General features: G+C 35.7%; 25 protein-coding genes. 4 read left to right on the top strand and 21 right to left on the bottom strand.

Annotated features, from left to right (window positions below):
* Positions 1 to 2: 2 nt before the first annotated feature.
* The 15 genes from OEV98_RS03535 to OEV98_RS03605 all read right to left on the bottom strand — a co-directional run bounded on the left by OEV98_RS03535 (position 3) and on the right by OEV98_RS03605 (position 21,228).
* The gene (locus OEV98_RS03535; RefSeq protein ID WP_263071820.1) at positions 3 to 959 is read right to left on the bottom strand and encodes a carbohydrate ABC transporter permease; all 957 of its coding nucleotides are present in this window, start codon (positions 957 to 959) and stop codon (positions 3 to 5) included.
* Positions 956 to 3,466 carry a DUF5696 domain-containing protein gene (locus OEV98_RS03540; RefSeq protein WP_263071821.1) on the bottom strand — a complete coding sequence of 837 codons (2,511 nt, stop codon included), beginning with the start codon at positions 3,464 to 3,466 and terminating at the stop codon, positions 956 to 958. Before OEV98_RS03540 ends, OEV98_RS03535 begins: the two co-directional genes overlap by 4 nt.
* Positions 3,467 to 3,478: 12 nt before the next feature.
* Positions 3,479 to 4,105 carry a Yip1 family protein gene (locus OEV98_RS03545; RefSeq protein WP_263071822.1) on the bottom strand — a complete coding sequence of 209 codons (627 nt, stop codon included), beginning with the start codon at positions 4,103 to 4,105 and terminating at the stop codon, positions 3,479 to 3,481.
* Positions 4,102 to 5,577, bottom strand: a complete 1,476-nt coding sequence (locus OEV98_RS03550) for a tetratricopeptide repeat protein (RefSeq protein ID WP_263071823.1) — start codon at positions 5,575 to 5,577, stop codon at positions 4,102 to 4,104. Before OEV98_RS03550 ends, OEV98_RS03545 begins: the two co-directional genes overlap by 4 nt.
* A gap of 17 nt (positions 5,578 to 5,594) precedes the next feature.
* Complete coding sequence (locus tag OEV98_RS03555) at positions 5,595 to 6,455, bottom strand: carbohydrate ABC transporter permease (RefSeq protein WP_263071824.1); 861 nt, start codon at positions 6,453 to 6,455, stop codon at positions 5,595 to 5,597.
* Between the two features lies 1 nt (position 6,456).
* The gene (locus tag OEV98_RS03560; protein WP_263071825.1) at positions 6,457 to 7,422 is read right to left on the bottom strand and encodes a carbohydrate ABC transporter permease; all 966 of its coding nucleotides are present in this window, start codon (positions 7,420 to 7,422) and stop codon (positions 6,457 to 6,459) included.
* A 22-nt stretch (positions 7,423 to 7,444) separates the two neighbouring features.
* Complete coding sequence (locus OEV98_RS03565) at positions 7,445 to 10,375, bottom strand: extracellular solute-binding protein (protein ID WP_263071826.1); 2,931 nt, start codon at positions 10,373 to 10,375, stop codon at positions 7,445 to 7,447.
* A gap of 536 nt (positions 10,376 to 10,911) precedes the next feature.
* Positions 10,912 to 12,444 carry a tripartite tricarboxylate transporter permease gene (locus tag OEV98_RS03570; RefSeq protein ID WP_263071827.1) on the bottom strand — a complete coding sequence of 511 codons (1,533 nt, stop codon included), beginning with the start codon at positions 12,442 to 12,444 and terminating at the stop codon, positions 10,912 to 10,914.
* Between the two features lie 114 nt (positions 12,445 to 12,558).
* Positions 12,559 to 13,065, bottom strand: a complete 507-nt coding sequence (locus tag OEV98_RS03575) for a tripartite tricarboxylate transporter TctB family protein (protein ID WP_263071828.1) — start codon at positions 13,063 to 13,065, stop codon at positions 12,559 to 12,561.
* A gap of 29 nt (positions 13,066 to 13,094) precedes the next feature.
* Positions 13,095 to 14,105 (bottom strand): tripartite tricarboxylate transporter substrate binding protein, encoded by a 1,011-nt coding sequence (locus tag OEV98_RS03580; protein WP_263071829.1) that lies wholly within the window; start codon positions 14,103 to 14,105, stop codon positions 13,095 to 13,097.
* A gap of 17 nt (positions 14,106 to 14,122) precedes the next feature.
* Complete coding sequence (locus OEV98_RS03585) at positions 14,123 to 15,073, bottom strand: hydroxymethylglutaryl-CoA lyase (RefSeq protein WP_263071830.1); 951 nt, start codon at positions 15,071 to 15,073, stop codon at positions 14,123 to 14,125.
* 73 nt (positions 15,074 to 15,146) lie between these two features.
* Positions 15,147 to 16,349 carry a CaiB/BaiF CoA transferase family protein gene (locus OEV98_RS03590; RefSeq protein WP_263071831.1) on the bottom strand — a complete coding sequence of 401 codons (1,203 nt, stop codon included), beginning with the start codon at positions 16,347 to 16,349 and terminating at the stop codon, positions 15,147 to 15,149.
* An 841-nt stretch (positions 16,350 to 17,190) separates the two neighbouring features.
* Positions 17,191 to 18,888, bottom strand: coding sequence for an ABC transporter ATP-binding protein (locus OEV98_RS03595; protein ID WP_407676487.1), 1,698 nt, complete (start codon positions 18,886 to 18,888; stop codon positions 17,191 to 17,193).
* 118 nt (positions 18,889 to 19,006) lie between these two features.
* Positions 19,007 to 20,749, bottom strand: coding sequence for an ABC transporter ATP-binding protein (locus OEV98_RS03600; protein WP_263071833.1), 1,743 nt, complete (start codon positions 20,747 to 20,749; stop codon positions 19,007 to 19,009).
* Between the two features lie 11 nt (positions 20,750 to 20,760).
* On the bottom strand, positions 20,761 to 21,228 hold the full coding sequence (locus OEV98_RS03605; RefSeq protein ID WP_263071834.1) for a PadR family transcriptional regulator: 468 nt from the start codon (positions 21,226 to 21,228) through the stop codon (positions 20,761 to 20,763).
* A gap of 180 nt (positions 21,229 to 21,408) precedes the next feature.
* Between OEV98_RS03605 and OEV98_RS03610 the strand changes: the two genes are divergently transcribed.
* The 3 genes from OEV98_RS03610 to OEV98_RS03620 are packed head-to-tail and all read left to right on the top strand — an operon-like array spanning position 21,409 to position 22,485.
* A complete protein-coding gene (locus OEV98_RS03610; protein ID WP_263071835.1) occupies positions 21,409 to 21,624 on the top strand; it encodes a helix-turn-helix transcriptional regulator in 216 nt (71 codons plus the stop codon).
* Positions 21,625 to 21,636: 12 nt separating this feature from the next.
* Positions 21,637 to 22,041, top strand: coding sequence for a hypothetical protein (locus OEV98_RS03615; protein WP_263071836.1), 405 nt, complete (start codon positions 21,637 to 21,639; stop codon positions 22,039 to 22,041).
* A 42-nt stretch (positions 22,042 to 22,083) separates the two neighbouring features.
* Positions 22,084 to 22,485, top strand: coding sequence for a hypothetical protein (locus OEV98_RS03620; protein ID WP_263071837.1), 402 nt, complete (start codon positions 22,084 to 22,086; stop codon positions 22,483 to 22,485).
* A gap of 180 nt (positions 22,486 to 22,665) precedes the next feature.
* Here the strand turns inward: OEV98_RS03620 and OEV98_RS03625 are convergent, their stop codons facing one another.
* Entirely contained in the window at positions 22,666 to 22,791 is a 126-nt protein-coding gene (locus OEV98_RS03625) for a DUF6254 family protein (RefSeq protein WP_263071838.1), read from the bottom strand.
* 57 nt (positions 22,792 to 22,848) lie between these two features.
* Positions 22,849 to 23,004, bottom strand: coding sequence for a hypothetical protein (locus OEV98_RS03630; RefSeq protein WP_263071839.1), 156 nt, complete (start codon positions 23,002 to 23,004; stop codon positions 22,849 to 22,851).
* Between the two features lie 164 nt (positions 23,005 to 23,168).
* Here OEV98_RS03630 and OEV98_RS03635 point away from each other — a divergent pair, with 164 nt between their 5' ends.
* Complete coding sequence (locus OEV98_RS03635; RefSeq protein WP_263071840.1) at positions 23,169 to 23,300, top strand: YuzL family protein; 132 nt, start codon at positions 23,169 to 23,171, stop codon at positions 23,298 to 23,300.
* Between the two features lie 111 nt (positions 23,301 to 23,411).
* On the opposite strand, the gene OEV98_RS03640 is transcribed toward OEV98_RS03635, so the two are convergent.
* The 4 genes from OEV98_RS03640 to OEV98_RS03655 form a co-directional block, all read right to left on the bottom strand.
* Positions 23,412 to 23,630 carry a DUF2922 domain-containing protein gene (locus OEV98_RS03640; RefSeq protein ID WP_263071841.1) on the bottom strand — a complete coding sequence of 73 codons (219 nt, stop codon included), beginning with the start codon at positions 23,628 to 23,630 and terminating at the stop codon, positions 23,412 to 23,414.
* Between the two features lie 41 nt (positions 23,631 to 23,671).
* The gene (locus OEV98_RS03645) at positions 23,672 to 23,890 is read right to left on the bottom strand and encodes a DUF1659 domain-containing protein (protein WP_263071842.1); all 219 of its coding nucleotides are present in this window, start codon (positions 23,888 to 23,890) and stop codon (positions 23,672 to 23,674) included.
* Between the two features lie 112 nt (positions 23,891 to 24,002).
* The gene (locus tag OEV98_RS03650) at positions 24,003 to 24,674 is read right to left on the bottom strand and encodes a DUF1129 domain-containing protein (protein WP_263071843.1); all 672 of its coding nucleotides are present in this window, start codon (positions 24,672 to 24,674) and stop codon (positions 24,003 to 24,005) included.
* Positions 24,667 to 25,002, bottom strand: coding sequence for a PadR family transcriptional regulator (locus OEV98_RS03655; RefSeq protein ID WP_263071844.1), 336 nt, complete (start codon positions 25,000 to 25,002; stop codon positions 24,667 to 24,669). The genes OEV98_RS03650 and OEV98_RS03655 overlap by 8 nt, the downstream gene beginning before the upstream one ends.
* Between the last annotated feature and the right edge of the window lie 135 nt (positions 25,003 to 25,137).

A 25,137-nucleotide genomic window follows, 5' to 3' on the forward strand; every position in this document is an offset into this window, starting at 1 on the left:
TCCTATTGTTGGTATTTCGCAACCAGTTTTAATAAAATGGCTGACATAATAGCCAAAATAATGGCAATTGCTAAAAAGTATATCCATGCCATCGCTGATCCGAAGCCGAATTTTGATTGACTAAAAATAGTGGATTGAATCATACTCATCATTTCATTATCTGGGCTAGTAAAGGTATTAATTACTGTATAAACTGAATTAACAATAATTAATGGGCTAACCATCGGAAAGGTGATTTTCCAGAAATTCTCCCACGCAGTGGCTCCATCCATTGTCGACGCCTCATATAAGGAGAGTGGAATAGATTGTAAGCCTGCTAGAAATATTAATATTTGTACTCCAGAAGCAATTACAATTTCATAAATTTGGTCTACTGCAAGTACAATAAAGTTTATAAACATTGGTGGCATATTAATAGAAAATAATAGTTGCCTAAATTGCAGAAACTGGAGACCGGATCCCATCGCCCCTGCTGTTAACTCCTCTTCTGCTACTTGCTGTGCAGATGAAAGCAATAAATCCGATGTTTCCATCGATAAAATAATTCCAGAAGTTAAAATAACTGGTAGGAAAAATATCGATCTAGCAAATCCTCTTCCCTTAAATTTTTGGTTTAATAAGCTAGCAGCAAAAAAGCTGAAAATGATAATAATTGGTACTTTCGTTACCATTTGTAAAATAGTAGTAATTAGCGATGGGATAAAGTTTGGATCCACTCTTAACACTTGGTTATAATTAGTTAATCCAACAAAATCCAGCGTATAACCTGTTGAAGTTACATTTAGATTGCTAAAACTATAAAGCAATGACTGAAATAGAGGAGTAATAAATAGCAAAATGAATCCTATTAAAAATGGACTGATAAATAAATATCCTAATCCTGCTCGTTGCTGCGATAAGGATAATGAAAAACCCTTACTCCCTTGTCCTTTTTTGTTTAACATTTTCCCTTTACTCATATTGCTCGCTCCTCTACTGCAAAGTCATTTGCCTTAATGACTATTCCATTGTAGTTCATATCAGTATTTGTATAATTAACGTAAACTTTCACATTATTTTCATATGTTACTTCATATACATTTTCTTTAATTTGACGATGGTCTTTTATCGTCTTCCCATGAATAGCTTGTAATTTTGCATTTAATTCGTTGTATAATGTAGTTGCCTCTTCAATCCAGCCCTCATAATTAACGGAGTATAGATTCTCGTATTCTGTTTCCTTTAAAATCGCATTATCTGCATAAATCCATTCAAAATAAATTCCTGCTCCAGTCTCTATCGACTTTAATAATTCCTGTTGATAATCATCCGCTAAGTTTAATGGTTTTCCTGCATAATCAATATAGCCACGGATTACCATTTGATAAAATGGTACCGTCTCATCAATTATCTTGTATCGATTGGAATCCATTGGTGCATTAACTATATCTGTTGTATATCCAAATGCATAAGCATTCGAATTATTTCCCATTAGTTGGAGATCAGCCTCTTGTAAAGTTTGCAGTGCCTCTACCGTATTTTGTACACTTCCTTGCCGATCAACAAAGTGTTTACTTGAAAAATCAGAAGATACACTTGACGTTATTGTTCGTAAAGAAAGACCTGTAAGGCTATCCTTATTACTATCTTCCAGGAAGTTATTTACTAAATCTTTATAGTTGGAGGAGTTTAAAATATATTTAGTTTTTGTATCATCCTCTCCCATTCCAATCGTCTTCGTTGCAATATTATATTCGACTAATTTTGCTAAACTATTATCAAAGTATCTTGTACTTTGCTTACTCGATGAAAATCCATCAAATAATGTATCCTGATAAACATAGCCAAAATCAACATCCATGAACAGTGGAATTTTTTCTTCTTTTAAATAATCCTGAAATGACTTCATGGAGAGTTCTTTTTCTAAAGCATTGATAGTATTGACATTTTTTGGATAGGAATGATTTAGTCCCCCATTAAACCAGCCACTATACTTAACTTTGATATTATTTATCTGCTCATTTTTTAATTTCTCAATAAGCTCTTTCGTTTGATTATAGGAGGTCAATATCTCTGTCCCTTGATACGGTATCCCGAGAAACTTTTTCTTAATATTGACGGCTCCGATTACACCTAAATAAAATGGCAATTCCTCGTTGTCCACTTTTTCAGTGAAAACTCCTTGGTCCACTAAATAGTTTTGATAATAGCTTGCCATTCCTGCATAAGATGCATTATCTCCGGATAAAAATCCATAGGTCACTCGAAAGTTTCCGTCATATGGTTTATCTTGATATAGCTGTAAAACACCAGTTCCTGTCATACTGTCTAGTGAACTTTCCCCATTTGGCAAATAGTTAAATTCTGCAAAGCTTGTATTATAGGAGTTTGTTTTTCCAGCAACATCTCCATAAATACTTGCGTAGGATTCCCCATCTTCAATTACTGCTAGGTAAGCTTGATTTCCTTTTTTCAAACCGAAAACAGGCATTCTAGCCGATAAATCTTTATCCGAATGTGTAACGGTTTCATATTTTATTGTTTCATCTTCTCCATATACCTTTGCTACATAAGTCGTTGCCTGTGTTTTATTATTATTAAAGTGAATAAGCGCTCCAGAGCCATCTGGTACAAAAATATAACCATCGTCAGTTAAATTTCCTGCTCCAAAAAATTCTAATAAACGAATTTCCGTCAATGGAAATGCTTCATTATATTCCACTTCATCTACAGGAATAGTTGCTACAAATTTATCTCCATCTAATGTGTACTCAACTGGAATCGTAAACACTGCACCCGCCGTACTTTCTACACCGTTTGCTTCATTATCTGCAATATAATCCTCTAGCGTATAACCTGCTTCTGTAAAATATGTCTCTGCCTTCTTTTGTTTAAATTCCGCTGATCCAGTTCGTAAAGAATAAACCGCTAATTCTTCATCCCTTTTGTAAATGGAATCAATCAATTCTTTACCCTCTTGATCCATTTTCTCAAGAAAGGATTCCATTCTTTCAATAGAAATGAAGTTAGGAATTAAATGGCCATCCACCTCTTTTCCTAATTTATAGATAACTTTTACACCATTTTCTATTTCTTCTGCCCCAGCCTGATTAATCGCCACACTATCAGTGTAGGAATTCATTGTTCCTTCCTGTGCTTTTGCATTGAAATACTTGATAAACAGCTGGGATTGTAATTGATCTTTACTTACTCCTGTTGCAATTGCATCCTGTTCCTTATCCTTTGGATTGGAAAACCAAATATCACCGGTACTTTTTACTGTAATGGCAAATTCAAACGTATCCTTATTCATATAAAACGCTAAATCCTCATTCTCAACCATCAAGTCCATTTTTAATTTGTGAAGTTCTTGTTGGTTTTGTTCATTCGATTCTGCTGCTTCTACTGAATTCGGTAATGGCTTAGCAGTGGTTATGCTTACGAATACTAGGAGGACTATTAGCCCAGTTATAAGTATTTTCTTCATTTTATCCTCCTCCTAAAATCTAAATACGATTTCTTTATAGATGATGTAGAAAAAGCCAATAATTTGTTGAATGATACTTGTAAATAGTAATCCGATAAAAATCATTACTGCCATTCCAATAAGGATTCCCACTATTGTAAGTAATGTTTTCTTCATTGTGTATTGATGGGTGATCATCGTACTAAAAATCATCAGCCCAACGGTCCAAATAATTGACAGTGTAAGAAAAAAGTAATACATTGATGCCTCTTCTAAGTTAAACAAATAGCTTAAAGGTATTAATGGTAAATTAATGATGACTAATGGTGTTAAAGAATAAGATGTCGCAATGACAATATCCTTAAATGTGCCTTCCCCGTCAGCCAGCGTTGTCAAACACCAGTTTGATATACACCATAACAGGAACGGTAATAATACACTAATAATCTCTAATATTAGATTTAATTCTTTAATATCATTCGTATTAAAAAGAAATGCAGTGTACTGCCTACGGATAACATACGTTAAAATTAATATACCTGTAATTGTTAATGCGGCACTCAATGATCCTCGTTTTTCTCTTTTCAAATCCCAAAAGCCATCAAAAGGATGGAAAATGACATATAAACTATAACGGAGTGTACTGATATATGTACTCATATTCCATTAACCTCCCTTTTTTGGACATTTATTTTCTTCGTTTTCAAGTAGACTCGTAGACCTAGAATACAAATAATAATGATGACTACACTCGTCATGATCAATCCGAAGTTATCACCTAAAAATTGTCTACGATAGAAAGTAAACGCTTTACTATAATACTTGCGATTATTTGCTAGTTTAAAGTAATCCATTGCTTTTTTATATTCGCCATTTCGTAAATATACTTTCCCTAAACCGATATAGGCCATATCAGAGTTCGCATTAAACTTTAACACTTGCTGCCAATTTTCAGCTGACTCTTCGTACTTACCTTCATAATGAAGCTTTATCGCATTGTTAACCAAACTTCCATATTCCGTTAGTTCAAAGGATGTAATCGAATTATTTCCATTATCCAATACATACAAAGTACCTTGATATTGTTCAACAGAAACTGCATTTTTGAAATTCCCCTGTCTGGCACCATTACTACCAAAAACATAAAGGAGATTTCCATCATAATCGTACGTAAATAATTTCCCGTTTACTCCATCTAATGCTGTATATACCTGATAATCTGTAACAGTTATATCATTAAATCGAGTAATATCTTGTTGATCTCGGACAAAATAATCGCCAATCGGTGAACCATAGCCAAAATCGCGAATAACATTAATACCAGATGGGTTTAAACGTCTGATAACATCTATGCCGTAATCCTTCACATCAACGTTTCCCATCGTCACATAAATAAACTCCTCATTATCTAAAAATAGATTGTTGTATTCTGTAGGAATAATTAGCTCCATCCGTTTTTTCTGCTCATCTGTTGCGAAATAGCGTCGCCAAACATAGCTAATTGGATTTATGTTAACTTCACTTGCACCTGTGAACCCTTGAAATGTACCATCTGGATTTAATTCCACAATCCCTGAGTTAATTCCAATCGCAAGGGTATAAATTCTTCCCGCACCATCAATGACAACCTTTGTTGGTCTAAAAGAAGTATTATCCGTAATAAGCTCTGTTTCCGGCCGGAGAATTTCTCTTACAAACTGTTTATTCTCATCAAACTCTACGATTCTTTGATTTTCTGTATCTGCTACAAAAATATGATTTCCTTCAGTAACGAATATTCCTTGGGGTTTATTAAATGTATCCCCATTATGGAATGTGGTGATTTCTCCAATATACTGAAAGCTCGTATCTAGAAAAACAATCCGATTGTTATCCGTATCTGCAACATAAATTATTCCATCTTTTGTAATAAATAAGTCTTGTGGGTTATTAAATTTTCCCATAGTTGTCGGATCCCCAGTAAATTCGTCCTTTGGTACATAAGGATTTGGACTTTCCACAGGATCTAGCCAAAAATTATACGTATAGCTATCATATGGAACACTTGCCTTAGCAGTTGGAATAAATAGGGAGGAACAGAGCAGCATTAAGGTAAGAACTCCGACTATTATTCTTTTACTTAATTTTTTCACTATATACTCACTCCCTCCTAGTCTTTAATTCCCGATGTTGACATTGTTTCCATTACATTACTTTGCGAAATAATAAATACCGATAAAGGAACAATCATCATAAATAACGCGATGGCAGATGCAGCACCTGCCCTAGAAAATCCAGTAGCAACAATTTGTTGTAGAGCTGTCGGCAATGTCTTTAATGCTTCGTTATAAATAAAAGTTCCACCATTCATATTCCATAACGATTGAAAGGAAAATATTAATAACGTCATTAATGCTGGCTTAACAATGGGTAATGCAACCTTTCGAAACACTGTCAATTCACTAGCCCCATCTAGTCGTGCAGATTCTAATAGTGAAACTGGTATTTGTTCCATAAATTGCTTCATTAAAAATAATCCTAATGGTGCCGCAATTGCTGGAACAATAAGCGCGAGATAAGTATCTAGCCAACCCAGCTTTGAAATAATTAAATAGTTCGGTATTGCTGTAACATGTGGTGAAAACATTAGAGCCAATATTACCATGTTGAAAAATAGTTTTTGACCAGGGAATTGATGCTTTGCCAATGCGTAAGCTGCGAGTGAGGCAACAAACATATGAATTCCCGATCCTACAACAGTAATAAATACTGTATTAAAAATATATCGTGTAAACGGAACCCAAGACGAGTTCATTAAAGTAAATAAATCCCGTATATTATCTAATGTTGGATTGCGCACAAAGAATTTTGGTGGGAACTGGAACAATTCTTCTAATGGCTTGAATGCATTATTGACGGCATATACTAATGGCAAAGCCATAAACATTGCAAAACCTGCCAACACTAGAATATTAATTAAATCACCATATAACGAACGGTTGGGTGTTCGGCGTTTAACCTTAACTGCCATTCTATGTCCCTACCTTTTTTAATAGTTTTTGTATTACAATATTTGTACCTAGCATGACGATAAATAATAAAGTTGCAATTGCTGATGCATAGCCCATTTCAAATCGAATAGTACCATAGTCAACTAAATGGGATACTACCGTATGTGCTGCATAATCTGTGGTAGGGAAGCCAGCTAAAGGAACAATAACATCGTGGATCGCAAAAGAGCTTGTAATCGTCATAATAGCACCGAATAATAATTGCGGCTTCATTTGTGGTAATGTAATATACCATAGTTCCTGCCAACGATTTTTGACGCCATCTACATATCCAGCTTCAAATAAACTTTTATCTAAAGTTTGCAAACCAGCAATAAATGCTAAAAATCCTGCACCAATGGATGTCCATAAAATAACGATGATCAATGTTGTCAGCATATATTCTGGATTTGTAAACCACTGAATGGGCTCTGATATAAACCCTAGCTTCATTAAGAAACCATTTATATAGCCGTACTGATCTCCACTAAAAATAATGCCCCAAATAACAAATACTTGGCCAGATAATGATGGTGCGTAAAAAACAACAACTAATATCGTCCTAATTTTCCGTGGTAATTCATTTATGAACCAGGCAAATAGGAAGGAAGCAAGGTAACTTATTGGCCCGGTAAATAATGCAAATAAAAAGGTTATTTTAATCGACTTCAAAAATAAATCATCCGATACAAAGAGATTTAAGTAATTTTGCCATCCGATAAATTGAGGCTTTTCCAAGATGTTATAGTAAGTAAAGCTTAACCCAATGGAAATCAATACCGGTAATACATAAAAGGCAATAAAGATAATGCCGAAAGGAGCGATAAAAAAGTAGGAAACTTTATTTCTTTTTATCTCCTTCAATAAGGTAGCTAATTTTCCCTTTGTTTTACGCAAGACAGTAGGTTTTTTAGGGTATTCTATCGGGAGTTCATTGTCTGGTAACATGTATCTCACCCTCTCTTTTTCATTATTCAAGTGTCTCCAAGCCAAATTCTATTCGTTTATTATTAATCTCTAAATCTATCGTTATCGCATAATCTAGAATTGTTTCCCGTGGATCATCTAAATCGTTGTATACCTTACGAAATGCATTTTCTACATGTCGTGGGGTAAAATAACCGCCAGGAACTTCTGGATTTCCAACTACTTCTTCCCATTGTTCGGCAATATTTCGATAAGTCTTCGAGGACCAACCAAGTAATTCCACTGCTTCTAAATTTGCCGTAGCATATCTTGCTGCTACACCAATAATACTTTCTAGCTCTTTACCAAATTTCGCTTGGATATCTGCTGAAGTCCACCATTTAATAAACTCCCATGCATCTTCTTGATGTGTTGAGTTTTTTAAAATAATACTGGCCGTTCCCGAGCTACTAACTGCACGATTTATTTGGTTATTATTTGTTACAGTACCTGGAACCGGTACCATTTCCCATAATCCCTTTAGTTCAGGTGCAAACACCGATAAATAATTATACGTAGAATAATCAGCTATTCCGATAGGCATTTCTCCTGTTCGGAATCTATTTGCAAAATCATATAAAACCGGAATTGAATAATCGACATATAAAGAAGTCCATTCTTTAAACTCTGTAACCGCTTCCTCTTCATCTAATGCTGAGGCTGCTCCGTTTTCACGATATAACGTACCGCCATTTTGATAAAGAAACATCGTATACGAGCTTAATGTAGATGCGATTCCCGTTACTGAGCCTGTACCAGTTACTCCATTAATAGGAATACCAATATTCATGTTGTTTTTCTGAATATAAGGCATTATTTCATATAAATCATCCCATGTTTGTGGTGCCTCTATTCCTAATTCCTCAAAAATATCTTTTCTATAAAACATCATTGGAAAGGTTTGAGTTTCTGGTACCGCATAATACCCTTCATTAAATTCGAATGGCACCATTGCACTTGGATCAAAACGATCAGCCACTTCAGCAAAATCATCAAATTGACTTAAATCTACAACTGCATTTCGGATCGCATAGTTAACAGGGTCGCCTATTCCCACCTGTAATGCTACGTCTGGTCCTTGATTCGCTAAAGTCGCAGGTAAAAGCGTTGCTGCATCAACAATTTCAATATTTACATCAATACCTGAATCTGGTTCAAAATAATTTTCCGCCAATGAATTTAGAATATTCCCGTAGTCCCGACTACCTACCCAGACGGTTAACGCATCCTCACCAGATTCCCCGATACTAGAATAATCCTCAACAAATGAACCAAAAAATGACTCTACAGAAAACCATAAATTCTTAAAAAAGCCACTTTTTGCTTTTGGTTTTTCAACATTATCTGAGGACAAAAATAAATAGTCCAATTGTAATGGTTGTTCCTGCATTTCTAGTATCCATGCACCTAATGAAGAGAGATTTGTTTTAAATGCTGCCCATCTTTCTGGTATTGATTCTGGTTCTTCATACATACTACCAAGCTGAACGACTAACGTATCAAGCGTAGAAGTTGTTATTCCCTTCCTTCCTGATTCTTCTGCTAGTTGACTAGATACATTCTCTAGCACGGTTCTTTGTTGATTAAGAACTTCTAATACTTCAGGCATTTTCTTTTCTAATTGATAATCTCGAAAAACATCCGGAGTATTACCAATAACCATAAGCATTTGACGGTATGCTGCATTCAATTGAAATAAGCTATCCTCTACCTCGGATATCATTCCAGCCAAATCTCCAAGTGACACTTCTAATGTTATTTCATGCTTGCCTTCTTCTAAATAAAAAACATATGGAGATTGTCCGTCACCAATCGTCATCACATTCCAATCACTACTATAAGGAAATTTTAAGTTTTGCATTTCCTTAAATGGTACTTCTCCATCGATTAACAATGTTCGTGATACATAACGACCACTTTTTGAATTTTGCCAATATTTAAGGCCGATTTCATATAATCCATTTTCTGGTACATCAATTTCCCATGTTAACCACTGGCCAACATTTTTCCATGTTTCTCCCCCGATTGTATTTAATCGTATTTTTGAGGGATCACTCGGCTCAGTAGCCGGAGAGGAACGATCATATGTTGGATATAACATTGCATCGGATTTTAATTCCGCTAGTTCAGCCTGCTTTTTAATATTGTCATCTAGTTTGACAAGCTCGTAATTATTATTTTCGTATGATGATTTTAGCTCCTCATAAGTAGGAATCTTATCCATTTGTTTTAATGTAATTGTACGAATTAGCATCATATCTTGGACAGATTCTAATTCAATAGTGTTTAATCCTTTATCAAAATAAAATAAATATGGCTCTTCCTCATAGCCCATATAATCCTTCAAATAAGTTGTCATCCATTTTGGTTTCTCTACTTGGGAAGGACGTCGATGATTACCATTTTCATCCTTTTTAATTTCCGCTTCATTTGCCCAAACTCGTGAGAATGATAAATATTTCGCTCCATCAAAAGGGACTTCCCCATTAATTTTTAACTGTCGTTCAATATTCATATCTTTTCCTTTAATAGGGAAATATGCAATTTCAATATTATAATAGCCAGCTTCTGGGACATCTACCTCCCATTTTATTGATCCTTCTTCACTACTATAAATAGAGGTTCCTGACATCCCTTCATAGTTTTCATACATTTCAGGCTCCGGGCTACCATTCACATAATCAGCTGCTTCAATAACAATTTCTTCATCTGGTCTTGTAATAGTCGGATGTTTGTCTAAATAATCCTGATATGTAAATTTCGCAAAGGTATTTTCCGTTGCGGGATCAGAATACAAATGATTTTCTAGTAGGTCATTTTTCGATTCCTCATCATTCGTATTTGCAAGTACGGTTGGCTTTGGTGTAATTGCTGGAACGAATAACAATAAACACAAAAAAACAAGTAACACTTTTGGTCTTTTAGCTTTTTTCAACTTTTTCCCTTCTTTCTACCTCGAGTTAGACCACAAAATTCTTTAATTTAATTAACATATAAACTTACGTAAAAGATAATGTTACCGGTTGCAATAAAATTATGAAACCGGTGTCAATTATGGTTAAAAAATATAACGTTCCATATCACCTTCTATTTCTCATAAATTCTATTAATTAATGGAGGGAGTCAGTCTAAAAAAATGTATAATTTCTCTATTTACCTATTGTTTTTCAAATAAGCAATAGTTTCTACCTGAATGTTTTCACAATACTAACTTATATTAAATTTATAAAATATTAAATAAATGAAATCGGTTACAATTAAAATATACTCTCACGTATATATAGTGTCAAGATACTTTTGGAAAAGTTTTAAATATTTTCACTAAAATAGTTCCCTCTAAAAGGCTCTATCTAATCTTCCGAAACGTTTATTGTTAGTATGCAAAAAATAAGCATTTGCAATATCTTCTATTATTGAAAATAGAAGTATCACAAATGCCTAATGTGTAATATCTCACACTAACTATTCATATTAGCTAATATTTATTCCCTCTTCTGCACTAGCATTTTTCTGCCGTCTTTTTTTCATAATCGATAGAATGCCAGGTACTATAACGACTAATACAATCACAATGATTAAGGCAATGGATACTGGTCGTTCAAAAAAGACAAAAATATTACCATTGGAAATATTCATCGTTCTCCTGAAATTCTCTTCCATTAATCCGCCTAGCACAAGTGCCATCACTGCAGGTGCAAGTGGGATATTAAAATATTGCATACCATATCCAACTAAGCCAAAGATGAATAGTAGGATTAAATCAAAGGAATTAAAATTGATACTATATACGCCTAATACAGAAAAAGCTAACACTCCAACAAATAATGGAACTAACGGTATTTTTAATAGAGATGCAAATAAACCGACTAATGGTAAGTTCAACAAAAGCAAAATAACATTTCCTACATACATACTCGCAATAATTGCCCAAATTAATGTAGAGTTCGTCTCAAACATACCAGGGCCAGGCTGTAATCCATACATCATGAAAACATATAACAATAATGCGGTAGTCGCAGAACCAGGAATTCCAAGCGTAAACAATGGAACTAGCGCGCCGCCAACACCTGCATTATTAGCAGCTTCCGGTCCAGAAACTCCTTCAATAGCACCTTTTCCAAATTTCTCTGGATGCTTGGAGATTTTTTTCTCCATTGCATAGGACATAAAGGAGGCTAATGATGGGCCGATGCCTGGTAATGCACCAATTAGAAATCCTAGAACAGATCCGCGCCCGTACGGACCAATAGAGCGTTTCCAGTCTTCTCGGTTCATCCATAAAGAACCTTTAATTTTTTGGATTTGCATTTTTGTTTCTAATTTCTTTTTTCCGATATTCGACAATGCTTCCGGTATGGCGAAAAGTGCGATTGAGAATAAAATAAAATCAATTCCATCTAGTAAATTTGTAATGCCAAAGGTAAATCGGTTAATCCCTGATTGTGGATCAATACCAACCGTTGCAACAGCTAACCCGATAAATACGGATATGTAGCCCTTTAATGCAGAGCCTGTTGATAAACTGGAAATCATGGACATTGCTAAAATGATTAATAGAAAATATTCAGCGGAGCCAAAATAATATGCTGCTTTTGCTATAACTGGCGCTAAAAACATCAATCCTACTAACGCTAATGTTCCTGCGATAAAAGAACCGATTGCTGCAGTTGATAAAGCTGGGCCAGCTCTCCCCTGTCTAGCCATCTCATAGCCGTCCAAAGTAGTAACAATGGAAGCTACCTCTCCGGGGGTACGTACTAAAATAGATGTGGTTGAGCCCCCATACATGGAGCCATAGTAGACACCTGTCAGTAAAATTAATCCTGTTACCGGGTCTAAACCAAAGGATAGCGGAATTAAAAGTGCAATCGCATTAATTGGCCCAATTCCAGGAATTACACCAACTAACGTTCCAATGAAAACACCGAGGAAACCAAATCCAATATTGGTCAATGTGAGTGCATTTTGAAAACCCGTTAATAGATTAGAAAAAACATCTCCCAAGCATAATTCCCCCCTTACGAAAAAATAATAATTTCTGAGAATAATTGAATCCGGATAAACCCCTTTATTCAAATATCATTCAAGAGATTTATCCAAAGGATTTATCCTATTTCTTTAAAAGAATGGTCCAGTTGGTAAATAAACAGATAACAAATCATTAAATACAAAATAGATAATTAGCGGAAAAACAATTGCATAAATTAAGTTCCGCTTCCATTTCCGACGTTCCAAATAGATAGTTAAGCCTGCGATAAATAATATGGTTGAAAGTACATAGCCAAGCGGGAAAAACAATAAAAGATAGGCTAAAAAAATTGCTAAAATTACCGTTACCTTAACCGGATCCTGCTTTTCGTTTTCACCTGTTCCCTCTGTTGAAGGCGCTTGATTACGTGCTTTATGTTCTGCAACATTTTCCTTTCTAGTCATTTGATACAATAAAAACCCTTTAATCGCTAGTAGAAATGAAACAATAACCCAGGCAATTCCGATTAATATTGGAAATACATTCGGCTGTATAACATCTGTTGCAAAATTGGAATCAGGAATTTGAAACGCAATAATTGTATATATTACAGCTGCAATGAGAGACAATAAACCACCAAGAAAATCCTTATGCAACGTAATCCCCCCTTTCACATGGAAGCTACTTATTCGATTTGCCCAGTAATTTCCAACCCTGTTTTAATATCACTATCCGATTGCTTCAGATATTCTTGGAATTCATCTCCTACAAGATAAGTAATATCCCATTGATTATTTTCCGCAAACTGTTGGAATGTTTCCGATTCTAATGTGGTTTTAATAATATCTTCCCAATATTTTATTGCTGTTTCGGACATTCCAGGTGGCCCCATGATTGCACGCCAGTTACCAAATTCCACATCAATTCCTTGCTCAATAACCGTTGGAATCTCACTGACACTACCTTTCAATCGCTCTTTACTTGTTACGGCCAATGCACGGAAATTTCCTGCTTCAATTTGTCCTCTAAATTCGCTGACACCAGAAATACCAGCATCTAAATCGCCATTTAATAGGGCATTTGCAATATCCCCACCACCATTTGGATAGTCAATAAACTTAACCTTTTTCGCATCGCCACCAGATTCATGGACAATTAATGCAAATGGTAAACGGTCATCTCCAGCCGCACCTAAAGCAATATTAGCTGGATCATCATTTATTGCCTGCAGTAAATCATCTAATGTTTGAAAAGGAGAATCAGTTGGAACAACGATGACATAATACTCGGTAATTAAACGAGCAATCATCGTGACATCTTTATACGAATACTCGGAGTTTCCATAATAATAGTTTGATAGAATTGGTGTTGATGTGATACTTAATTTTAAATCATCGCCTTTATGCTGGGTAACAAGCTGGGATAATGAAACAGCACCTGTAGCACCAGGTTCATTTAAAACCTGCAATGGAAAATTAATCAGCTTTTCTTTTTCTAATGTTTGCGCGATTGCCCGTGCTGTTGTATCCCAACCGCTTCCTGGATCTGCTGGTGCAACGAGCTCGACTGCTTGTTTTTTTGCATTATATTCACCATTATCATTGGAACTCGAAGGGGAGTTCCCTCCATTACAAGCACTCAAAAGAAGCGTAATGACTGCTAAAACACTCCATAATAACGAAGCTTTTCTATTCATATAATGATCTCCTCCTATTACTCTCCAACTTTTTCTTGCGTTTTTGGCGCCTCATGGATTTGGTAAGATACACCGGCACGATAAATGGAACTTTCTAGATCATGATGAACAAGCTGATGTACTTCTTTCGTCACATCCAATACTTTTGCTAAATCAATTGTCGTTTCAATTCCCATTAAATGAAGCATGTGGACCGTGTCCTCTGTTGAAATATTTCCTGTTGCTCCTGGTGCATATGGACAACCTCCAAGTCCACCGATAGAGGAATCAAATGACCGAACTCCTGCTTGAATGCCAGCAATGACATTTGCTAGTCCCATTTGCCGAGTATTATGTAAATGAAGGTTGAATTGTACATCTGGAAATTGATGGATTAGCTTTGACATTGTGTTAAAGACTAGCTTTGGATCCGCAACACCGATAGTATCTGCCGCACTGATGGAACGAACCCCCATATCGTAATAGGCTTGCACCACATATTGCACCCGTTCAAATGGCACTCTTCCTTCGAATGGACAGCCAAATGTAGTAGCCATGGAACCGCGGACCTGCACCCCATTCGCTACTGCTAAATCAACAACCTTTGTATGCTCCTCAAGAACCGCATCTACACTACGATTTGAATTTGCAATACTATGTGATTCGGTAACAGAGAGCATCAATTCCCATTCGTCCGCTTCCATTGCCAACGCTCGATTTGCGCCACGCAAGTTTGGAACTAGCACACTATAGAGTACCCCTGGTACACGATCAATTTTCGCCATGACTTCCTCTGCATCTGCCAGCTGTGGTACAGCTTTTGGATGTACTGCAGAGGTCACTTGAATTTCTTTTATCCCAGTCCTTGATAATGCATTAATGATGCGAACCTTTTCATCTGTCGGAATAATACTCTTTTCCAATTGAAAACCATCACGTGTCCCAACTTCTTTAATTTCGATTGCTTTAGGCAAATTCCATGCACTCATGAAGAAACCTCCTTATTTTTTGTAATCGTTTACAACAACCAGTAAAGTTAACAAATATTTTCCAGCTAACCGGTCAAATAACAGTTTCAGCTTTTAATCGACTAATTTCTTCTGATGTCATCCCTAAATAGTTCGAAAAAATTTCTTCATTATGCTCGCCAAGCTTCGGACCGTTCCATAAAATATCACCTGGTGTTTCACTTAGCTTCGGTACAATGCCAGGAACTAGTAATTTTTTACCACTCTCAACCTCTACTTCACGAATCATATCTCTTGCTTGATAATGTTCATCCGCAATAATGTCCTTCATACCGTAAATTGGACCACATGGGACAGAAGCATTGTCTAAAATTTGATTAGCCTCTTGTAACGTATGCTGCTTTGTCCAGCTTTCTATTGTCGCATCAATAAACTCAGAATGCTCTACCCTTCCTTGGTTATTGGCAAACCTCGGATCATTTGCCAAGTCTGGACGACCAATCGTATTCATTAACCGTTGGAAAATCTTGTCCCCATTTCCCCCAATAATTAAATACTTCCCATCCTTACATTGATATGTATTAGTAGGGGCTACTCCCGGAAGTGTAGATCCTGTTCTTTTTCTTTCTTCTCCAGTAATATAGTATTCTGGTAATCCTTCCTCTAACAAACTAAAGACAGATTCATATAATGCAACATCTACTACTTGCCCTTGTTCATTAGCTAATTTATCGCGTGCCCGTAAAGCCATTAACGTCCCAATGACTGCATATAAACCAGAAACCAAATCCCCAATCGCAATCCCTACCCTTGTAGGTGGGCGATCTGGGTACCCGGTTAAATTGCGAAGACCGCCAATGGATTCAGCTACACTTCCAAACCCTGCCTTATCCCGGTATGGGCCTGTTTGCCCATATCCTGATATCCTTGTCATCACAATGGAAGGATTAATCATTTTTAATTCCTCATAGCCCAATCCCCATCGTTCTAACACTCCTGGTTTAAAGTTCTCCAGCACAACATCCATTTGCGGTATTAATCTTTTAATTATGCTTTGTCCTTGTGGCTCACGTAAGTTTACGGTAATAGACTTTTTGTTGCGCCCTTGCACATACCACCAAAGAGAAGTATCCTTTATTTGCTTTCGCCAGCTTCGCAAAGGGTCACCTTTAGACGGATCCTCAACTTTAATCACTTCCGCACCGAATTCAGCTAATATTTTCCCAGTAAAGGGTGCAGCTACAAAGTTTCCTAATTCCAGTACACGCAATCCTTCGAGTGGCATTTTTTTACTCATTATTTCTCACTCCTCCCATAGGTTTTCATTGGATTCCTATATTCGTTAATTACGAAAATACGTTTTAAATTCGGTATAGCTCGGAACCACCAAACTATCTACTTCCTTTCCTTTTTACATTAACTTCCATATAGTTTTTAAATATTTATAATATTATCTAAATACTATATTTTATACAATAATTAAATAATATATCATTGTCAAGAATGTATTTTTTTAAAATTCCCATAATAAAATACTCGTAAAATTTTTACGAGTATTTTGGCTTTGCTACTTAATTAGTTTAAAATTTCCATTCCAATAAGAGAATCTCACGATTACTTTATAGAAAGATACTGCAAATGGTGAGGTTTAAAAATGCATGGAGATGCTTCAGCAAAAGTAACGCTCTTAGCTACCTGATGTTTTTTCATGCATCTTTTGTTATTTTTGATTATCAAAAGGAAAATAAATTTTATCCCTATTATTATTAAGAAATAATAATCATTGACTCCATTATTACTCCATTTCTTTTATTGCTATAACAGTACTCGCCGTCAAATAGGTGAATTGATATGATTGACTCTCTTGGATGGAAATCGATTCCTAGAAAAGGGTCAGTTTACTTTCATTTGTTTCCACATAAAAATAGGAGAGGAAGGAGCACGATAAACATCATTTTTTTACTTGCCATTCTTCATTACAATAGCTTTGAATATCGATGATACCTTTTTTTCACTCCAGTTCCACTAAAGCTGAAAAACCATGCACTAAAGAGAAAAATTAATATTCCTCCCATTGCAAATTTTATGACATACTATTATGACTATATTTTCCATGCTATTTATATATTTTACTAAAATCAATGTAGTTGTCCAAACTGACTTTCGTACATATTGAAGTAAAAACCTTTCGCCTTCAAAAGCTCTTCATGTGTTCCTATTTCTATAATTTTACCGTGCTGGATGACAAGTATTTTGTCGGCGTTTTCAATAGTTTTCAAGCGATGAGCGATAATAAAGCTTGTCCGACCTTTCATTAAATTATTTAGCCCTTGTTGTACTTCTAGTTCTGTTCTAGTATCGATACTAGAAGTTGCTTCATCAAGAATAAGAATATCGGAATCTGCTAAAATTGCCCGCGCAATTGCCAATAGCTGCCTTTGTCCTTGACTTAAATTCGTCCCGCCAGATTGAATTGGTGTGTCATATCCTTTTGGCAAATATTTAATAAATTGATGTGCAGACGCCATTTTCGCCGCTTCGATCACTTCTTCATTGCTTGCTTCCAATCTACCATAGCGAATATTGTCCATTATCGTACCAGAAAATAAAAACGTATCTTGAAGTACGATGCCAATTCGTTTCCGTAAATCGTTCACCTTATAGTCCTGAATATTTCTGCCGTCAATTTTAATTTCACCACTTGTTACATCGTAAAATCGCATGAATAGACGAATAATGGTCGTTTTCCCTGATCCAGTTGGTCCGACTAAGGCAATTTTTTCTCCTGCATGCACTTGGAAATTAATATTTTGTAAGATTGGTTTACCTATTTCATAACTAAAGCATACATCGGAAAATGCTACATCTCCATTAAAAGCCTTGATTGGCACTGCTTCCTTTCGATCAACAATATCCGGGACCTCATCCATTACTTCAAATACACGTTCCGCGCCTGCAATGGCTGATTGAAGCATATTTAATAAACTAGAAAGCTGATTGATTGGACGAAAAAATTGTCGGGAATAAGTTACAAATGCAGCAATAACTCCGATCGTACTCCACCCTTTTACCGTCATAACTGCACCAACACCAATTAGTAGTCCTAATCCTAAATTATTTATAAAGTTGTTTGTCGGTCCTACAAACCCTGACACCATATCTGCACTCATCGCTGAATGACGTAATCGTTCGTTTACGTCTGAGAACTTATCAAACATCATTTTTTCTTTTCCGAAAAGAGTTACAACCTCACTTCCGGAAATGGCTTCTTCTACAAATCCATTGAGTTCTCCTAAGTCCCGCTGCCGTTTAATAAAAAAGCTGCTGCTATATTTAATGATTTTTTTCGTTGTCCAAATCATTAATGGAATAATTAAAAGGGATACGAGAGCTAGCACCCACTGTAACGAAAACATAGCAATCGTCACACCAATTACGGTTAACATAGTAGAAAAGATTTGGATTACACTTTGACTTAACGCACTATTTAAGCTTTCAATATCATTCGTTACCCGACTCATTAGGTCACCATGGGAATGCTTATCAAAAAATCTGATCGATAAGCTTTGAAACTTTGAAAATAACTCCTCGCGTAATTGACGGATTGTTTTCAAGGATACACGCACCATCATAAAGCTCTGAAGCCATGTAAATAAAGCAGTTAACACATAAATTACCATCAGCAAAATCAGTAGGCGAAAGGTTCCAAGTAAATCTTTTGGAAGAATATATTCATCAATAACCACACCAATTACATATGGAACGGCAATACTCAGTAATGTGGAAATAATCACGAATAAAATAGCAACAAGCAATGTTGCCTTTTGTTTCTCCATATACCGCCAAATTCGTATCAATGTTCCTTTTCTATCTTTTGCCTTTTCCACTGGTCCATGAATCCCTCTTGGTCCACGTGCACGATTGATGATATTTGGAGCAGCCCCCGGATTATTTTTACTCATTGCGTGATGCCTCCCTTGCCCGTTGTGACTGGTAAATATCCTGATATACTTTGCTTCTAACTAATAATTCTTCATGACTTCCAATTGCCTCTAGCATTCCATCCTCAAGGACTAGAATTTTATCTGCTTCCTTTACCGATGAAATTTTCGAGGAAATAATAAAAACGGTAGTACTTGGAAATTTTTGATGTAACGCTTGTTGTACTTTTGCTTCTGATAATGCATCAATGGCAGATGTAGAATCATCGAGTATGAGAATACTAGGTTTACGAATAAAAGCTCGAGCCATTGATAACCGCTGTTGTTGCCCACCAGAAAGGTTTGTTGCGCCTTGTAATAGACTATGAGAATATCCTCCCTCCAATCGGTCAATAAACTCACTGGCAACAGCCATTTGACCCGCTTCCTCCATTTCCTGAATGGTGCTATTTTCCTTCCCATATTGTAAATTTTCCTGAATACTTCCGGAAAATAGTGTTGCTTTTTGCGTTACGAACCCAATGGAATCCCGTAAATTTTTCAACGCGTACGTCTTACTATCGATACCGTCAATCAACACTACTCCCTTATCCGGATCATACAATCTTGGGATTAGTTTCACTAGCGTCGATTTTCCGCTTCCTGTTGGGCCAATGATTCCAATCGTTTCCCCTTGTTTAGCTGTAAATGAAATATTCTTTAAAACATATTCGCCATTTTTACTATAGCTAAAGTTCACATCACGAAATTCCACTTCTCCAATGATTTTCTTAAAAGGTACTGGATGCTCTATTTCTTTAATTTCAATATCTGTTTCTAACACTTGATGAATCCGCTGGGCAGATGGGAATGCACGAGCAATTTGCATGAGTACATTACTACTGCTCATTAATCCATTCATCATAATGTTTAAATAATTTATGAATGCCAAAATAACCCCGACCTGTAGTGTACCTTCATTAACTTTAATTGCACCAAACCATAGTCCAGCAATGATTCCAATATTGACAACAAGCATCATCATCGGCATTAATTTTAAAACAACTTGCTCAGCAGTTAGCATATGATTTGTTAAGGAGTCATTGGTTTGTTTAAATTGTTGTTTTTCATAGTCCTCGCGTCCAAACGCTTTAATAAGTGGAATTGCGCTTAATGTTTCTTGTAGCTTCGTGTTTACTTTATCCATTGCTTTTTGCACATTACTATAGAGAGCACTCGATTTTTTCGAAAAATAATAAATAAATATTATTAAAATCGGAATTGCTACTAGTAAAATAGGGAACAGCTCCCGAGCGGTTACCCAAACAATAATAACCGAACCTACGAACAAGAGCGGACCACGAACGAATACCCGCAACGTCATAATTAATGCCTGCTGAATCGCTGCAATATCATTAGTAACTATTGTAATTAATTTTCCTTTACCAAATGTATCCGTATTTTGACTTGAAAATCTCTCCATTTTATGAAATAGATCACGGCGAATATCGGTGGAGAAATGGACGGCTGCTTTAGATGCGTATATCGAGCTACCAGCTCCACCGAGTAATCCAATAGCAGCACTTAAAAGCATTAATAATCCTAACTGAATAACATAGCTATTGTCCTGATGGGCAATCCCTTCATCTATTATTCGTTGCATTAAGCTTGGCTGTAATAAATCCATTGCCACCTCGATACACATGAGAAGTGGTCCAACAATAGCAAAGATAGTATATGGTTTTATATATGGAAACAGCTTTTTCATGGAATTCATAGTATTTCCCCTTATCGATTGAATTCTTTCTTTAACCGGTCCGTCGTTTCTTCTAGAATGGAAATTAATCGGTCGGTATTTTGCGGATGTTTATGTAATTTTTTGACCGTTATTTTAAGATCATGCTCCCATTTATTCAGCGCAATGGTTAGCCGTTCATATTCCTTTGATTGTCGCCAGCTTACACGTTCTACCCATTCCGACCAGAAATCTCCTTCCGCTCTCTCGGCATGTTCCATTAGACGCTTCTGACCCTTTTCACTAATACAATAAATCTTCTTATCTGAGTCTGCATCTGAAAGTTCAATTTGGTTCGTATCAAGAAGCTCTTGCAGGGCAGGATATACGGTTCCCGCACTTGATTTATAAACCCCACCAGAACGTTCCTCTAATTCCTTCATAATTTGATAGCCATGCATAGAAGACTCCTTCAGCAAATGCAAAATGGCTATTTGGACAAAGCCTCTCTTTCTTCTCATCCAATCCCTCCTAAAAAACAACTTTATATCGATATATTTTAATCGATATATCGGTTAAAATCAATCGTAAGAAGGTAGGAATACTTGCAATCGCAAAAAGTAAAGTTTGCTTGACATTTTGTTAATTTAACTTTACTATTATAAAAGAATTTAGCTTACTGGAAAGGAGACTCAATTTTTGTGGATGTAAATAGAACTTTGTTGTCAAGCCGAATTCATATATTAAGAGCCGAACATAAAATGACGCAAAAACAATTAGCAGACAAAGCAGGTGTTAGCAGGCAAACAATAATTTCCATTGAAAAAGGGAATTACGTCCCTTCCCTTGCACTTGCTTATACGATTTCAAAAATTTTTGGGAAAACAATTGAAGAAGTATTTATATTTGAAGACTAAGGAGAGATGGTAATGAAGTTGCGAAATAGAACAGTTTATTATGCAATTATCGTAATAGTCGGAGCGCTATTATTCGTTTTATCTGAAATAGTAGGTGAAATTGATTCTTTTTGGGGAGGATTAGGGCTAGCTTCATTTATTTTTGCCACACTACGGTTACTTCAAATATTACGTTGGAAAACTAATAAAAACTACGCCGAAAAGAGGAACATCACAATCCATGATGAACGAAATATTTATATTTCAAAGGAAGCTCGATCCAAAGCCTTTAATTATTCTGTAATTATAGAAGCCATTATCATCATTATTTTCACAGCATTAAATATGACAGACTACACCATGGTATTAAGTTGTTTATTTGTTGGACAACTGTTGATCTATTACGTTTTGTATTTCATATTAAGAAAACTAGCTTGAAGGACGAGGAATAATCTGAATAAAGAATAAGGAGATTGAATGATGAAATCGTACTCGTTAAGTTTCTATATTATTGCATGGCTCATACTTTTCGTTTTGTCTGTCACTACCGTGATAGAGGTATTTGTGAGTCAACACCCATTAAGATTTATTTTTATTATTTTATTTATTATTGGCTTAATTGTCGGATATTTTCGATACCTTATGCAAAAAAAGAGAGAATCAATAAAAAATAAAAACAAATATCAACGTTTCGGTATACTTATATTCTTTATCCTACTCTATATCGGAATGAAAGCAGGAATAAGAATATTTGTAGGCAGGGAAGTATCCAGCCAAGATTACGGAATCGTTTTAGCCTTCTTTATTTTAGGGCTGTTCATGTCCTATTTTGCATTTTACTCCTATTATCTATGGAATGTTAGAAAAAAGGGAGAGAATTAAAGAAAGTAGCATATAAATGCTACATCTTTGGACAATGACTGGATTGTATATGATTTTATCTGCCAGTTCTCAAAAGTTTCGGTGCATAAAAAAATAGGATACGGTTATCCTTATGATTCCATACCCTATTTGCTGTATGATTTACTATAGTACGTCATAGTTCGTGCCAATTTATTTAGATTATTTATTCTCGTCCTTCCCTGCTTCTTCCGCAAGCTGCTTATATGATTTTACTTTATCGTGTGGATTCTTTGCTTGTTTTCGGGATTTCCATTGTCTTTCTTCTGTTCCCTTAGACCATGCCATTAAAACATTCTCCTTTTCCTAAAATATCATTTCGATAGTTAAATCGTAAATTTTTCATTAAAATTTAGCTCTTGCCTTTTTTGCTTTCTCTTTATGTGCTTGATTAGCTTTAGCACTACCAAATTCAGTAGAAAACTCGGAATCTTGTTTACTGGAATCAAATCCTTGTTTATTTTTTTGCTGCGGATCATTTTTCTTATTTCTTTTGGCCATTTAACTATCCCTCCTTCTTGCTTTTTATTATGAGAAGAGCAAAGGAAAATATTCGTATGCTCAATTTAACAGCTAATGCCATTTTGTTTTTCATTAAGTTTTTTCATATTTCTATATGTAAGTGGAACTCTATTGAATGTAAATATTTGTGAGGAGGTTTCAAGATGGCGAAGCGACAAAAAAATCCTTCGAAGGCTGGCGTAAGTGCTGCAAGTGTTCAAGGCAATGCAGGTCCTGGGAATGAAAAGGCACATGTTGATAAGAAAAACAGCCAAAATAATCAGTTTAAAAAATAGACAATAAGCTAAAACCATATTCTCCCGGCTACACAATGCAAATGGCCGGATATTCATTAATTATCCGGCCATTCCAATTGTTATATAGGAAATTCACGATAACGAAGGAAATTAAAATTCAAATACTTCCACTTCACGGTTAACGATTCGTGCTTCTTTAAGCGAAGCCAGCTCCGCTCCACTCGCTGTCATAATCGCATTCGCTGCTAATATTGATTCCATTGCTTGCTGAATTTCTACTTCTGTTAGTGACTCTTTCGGATCATTGACGGATATCCGAACGGTTTTTCCGTCAGTTGCCAAATAAACGAGCTCTAAATTTGTTTCCATTCAAATTCACCTCCTATTTCATTCGTCCTCGCTTTCAACGATTATTCTACAATTTCGTGCTTGTCCACTCGTTGGACGGAATAAAGTGGCAAATTATTTAATGAGGAAAGTGCTTGTGCCACTTGATAAATTTGGTCAGGGGTACTATCAGTCTTAAAATTGCTATACGTTCTTTTCTTAAAAACAGGTTTTCCCTCACCATCTACACCGGCATCAAAAACTAACTGAACATTTGTATCAAATGGATTGGAAATTGCCATTTCATTCTCACCTCCTTCACTATTGTTATAGGAAGTTTCCACAAAAATGGACAGGTGAAAATAAATTTTTTTTAATTATGTCGAACATGATTAAAAAGGTAAAACAGTGTTATTATCTCTTCTTTTCTAAAAAACGCGATACAATCCAAAAAATCGCTCCAATAATGACTGATGCATACGCAGGAAAATGTATTTTTGGACCGAAATCGGGTAGAAAATAGGTAACTGCTAAAATAATCGCCATCCCAACGGCTCCAACTAAACCAACCTTTACTGTTTCTCTTGATTTTCCTTCTTGGAATAAGGAATTGGAAATTATTTTAAAAATGATTCGTATGCTAAAAAGAATGATTACAAAAATAACCGAAACTATAATAATTGCAGATAGGAGATAAAACGATTCATTTACCTCTTGCTTTTGAAAAAGTGGAGCAATCAAGAGAATAACACCACGAATAATGAAAAACCAGCCTAATAGATTTCCAACTAGTCCTGCTATAAATGGGAGCCTTTTTCTCCTCTCTTCATTTGGTAGCTGGAGAATAATTTCATCTGCATATGCTTTCGGGTCAGCTCCAAATATTTGTTGTGCTGTTTTCCCTTCGCTTTGTCCCTCTAGTAGATGATCTAATAACTCCATTAATATTTCCTCAGACTGTTGTTCCGACAGACTCCATTGAAGACGAATATAGAGAAGCATATCAGAATAATATTTTTCATTTTCTTGGGTAAGAAGTTCCCTTTTTTGATTGTTTTGTTCGATTAATAGCTTTGTATCAAGCATTGTTTCCCCTCCGTTTAAATAATTTTTCAATAGGTGAAGCAATATTGTCCCATTCTTCGATGATCAGCTCCAGTTCTTCCTTTCCTTCTGAAGTTAAATAGTAGTATTTCCGGTTTGGACCTGCTTCTGATGGCTGCATTTCTCCGACAATGAATCCCTTTTTTTGCAAACGTAATAATACTGGGTAAATAGTGCCCTCGGTTACATCAACCAATCCAATATCCTGCAGCTTTTTCGATAGCACATAGCCATAAACTGGTTCTTTTTCAATTACTGCAAGAACACATCCATCCATAATTCCTTTTAATAGCTGACTTCTTAATGTCATAGCAAAATCCTTCCTATCAATACCTTGTTAAACAAGATAGTGAATGATTTTATACTATTTTGTTTAACAAGATAGTGCGCGAATACACTACTTTGTTTAACAAAATACTTTATACGTTTATTTTATTTGATTGCA

This window comes from Perspicuibacillus lycopersici, assembly GCF_025660475.1.
Lineage (GTDB): Bacteria > Bacillota > Bacilli > Bacillales > Caldibacillaceae > Perspicuibacillus > Perspicuibacillus lycopersici.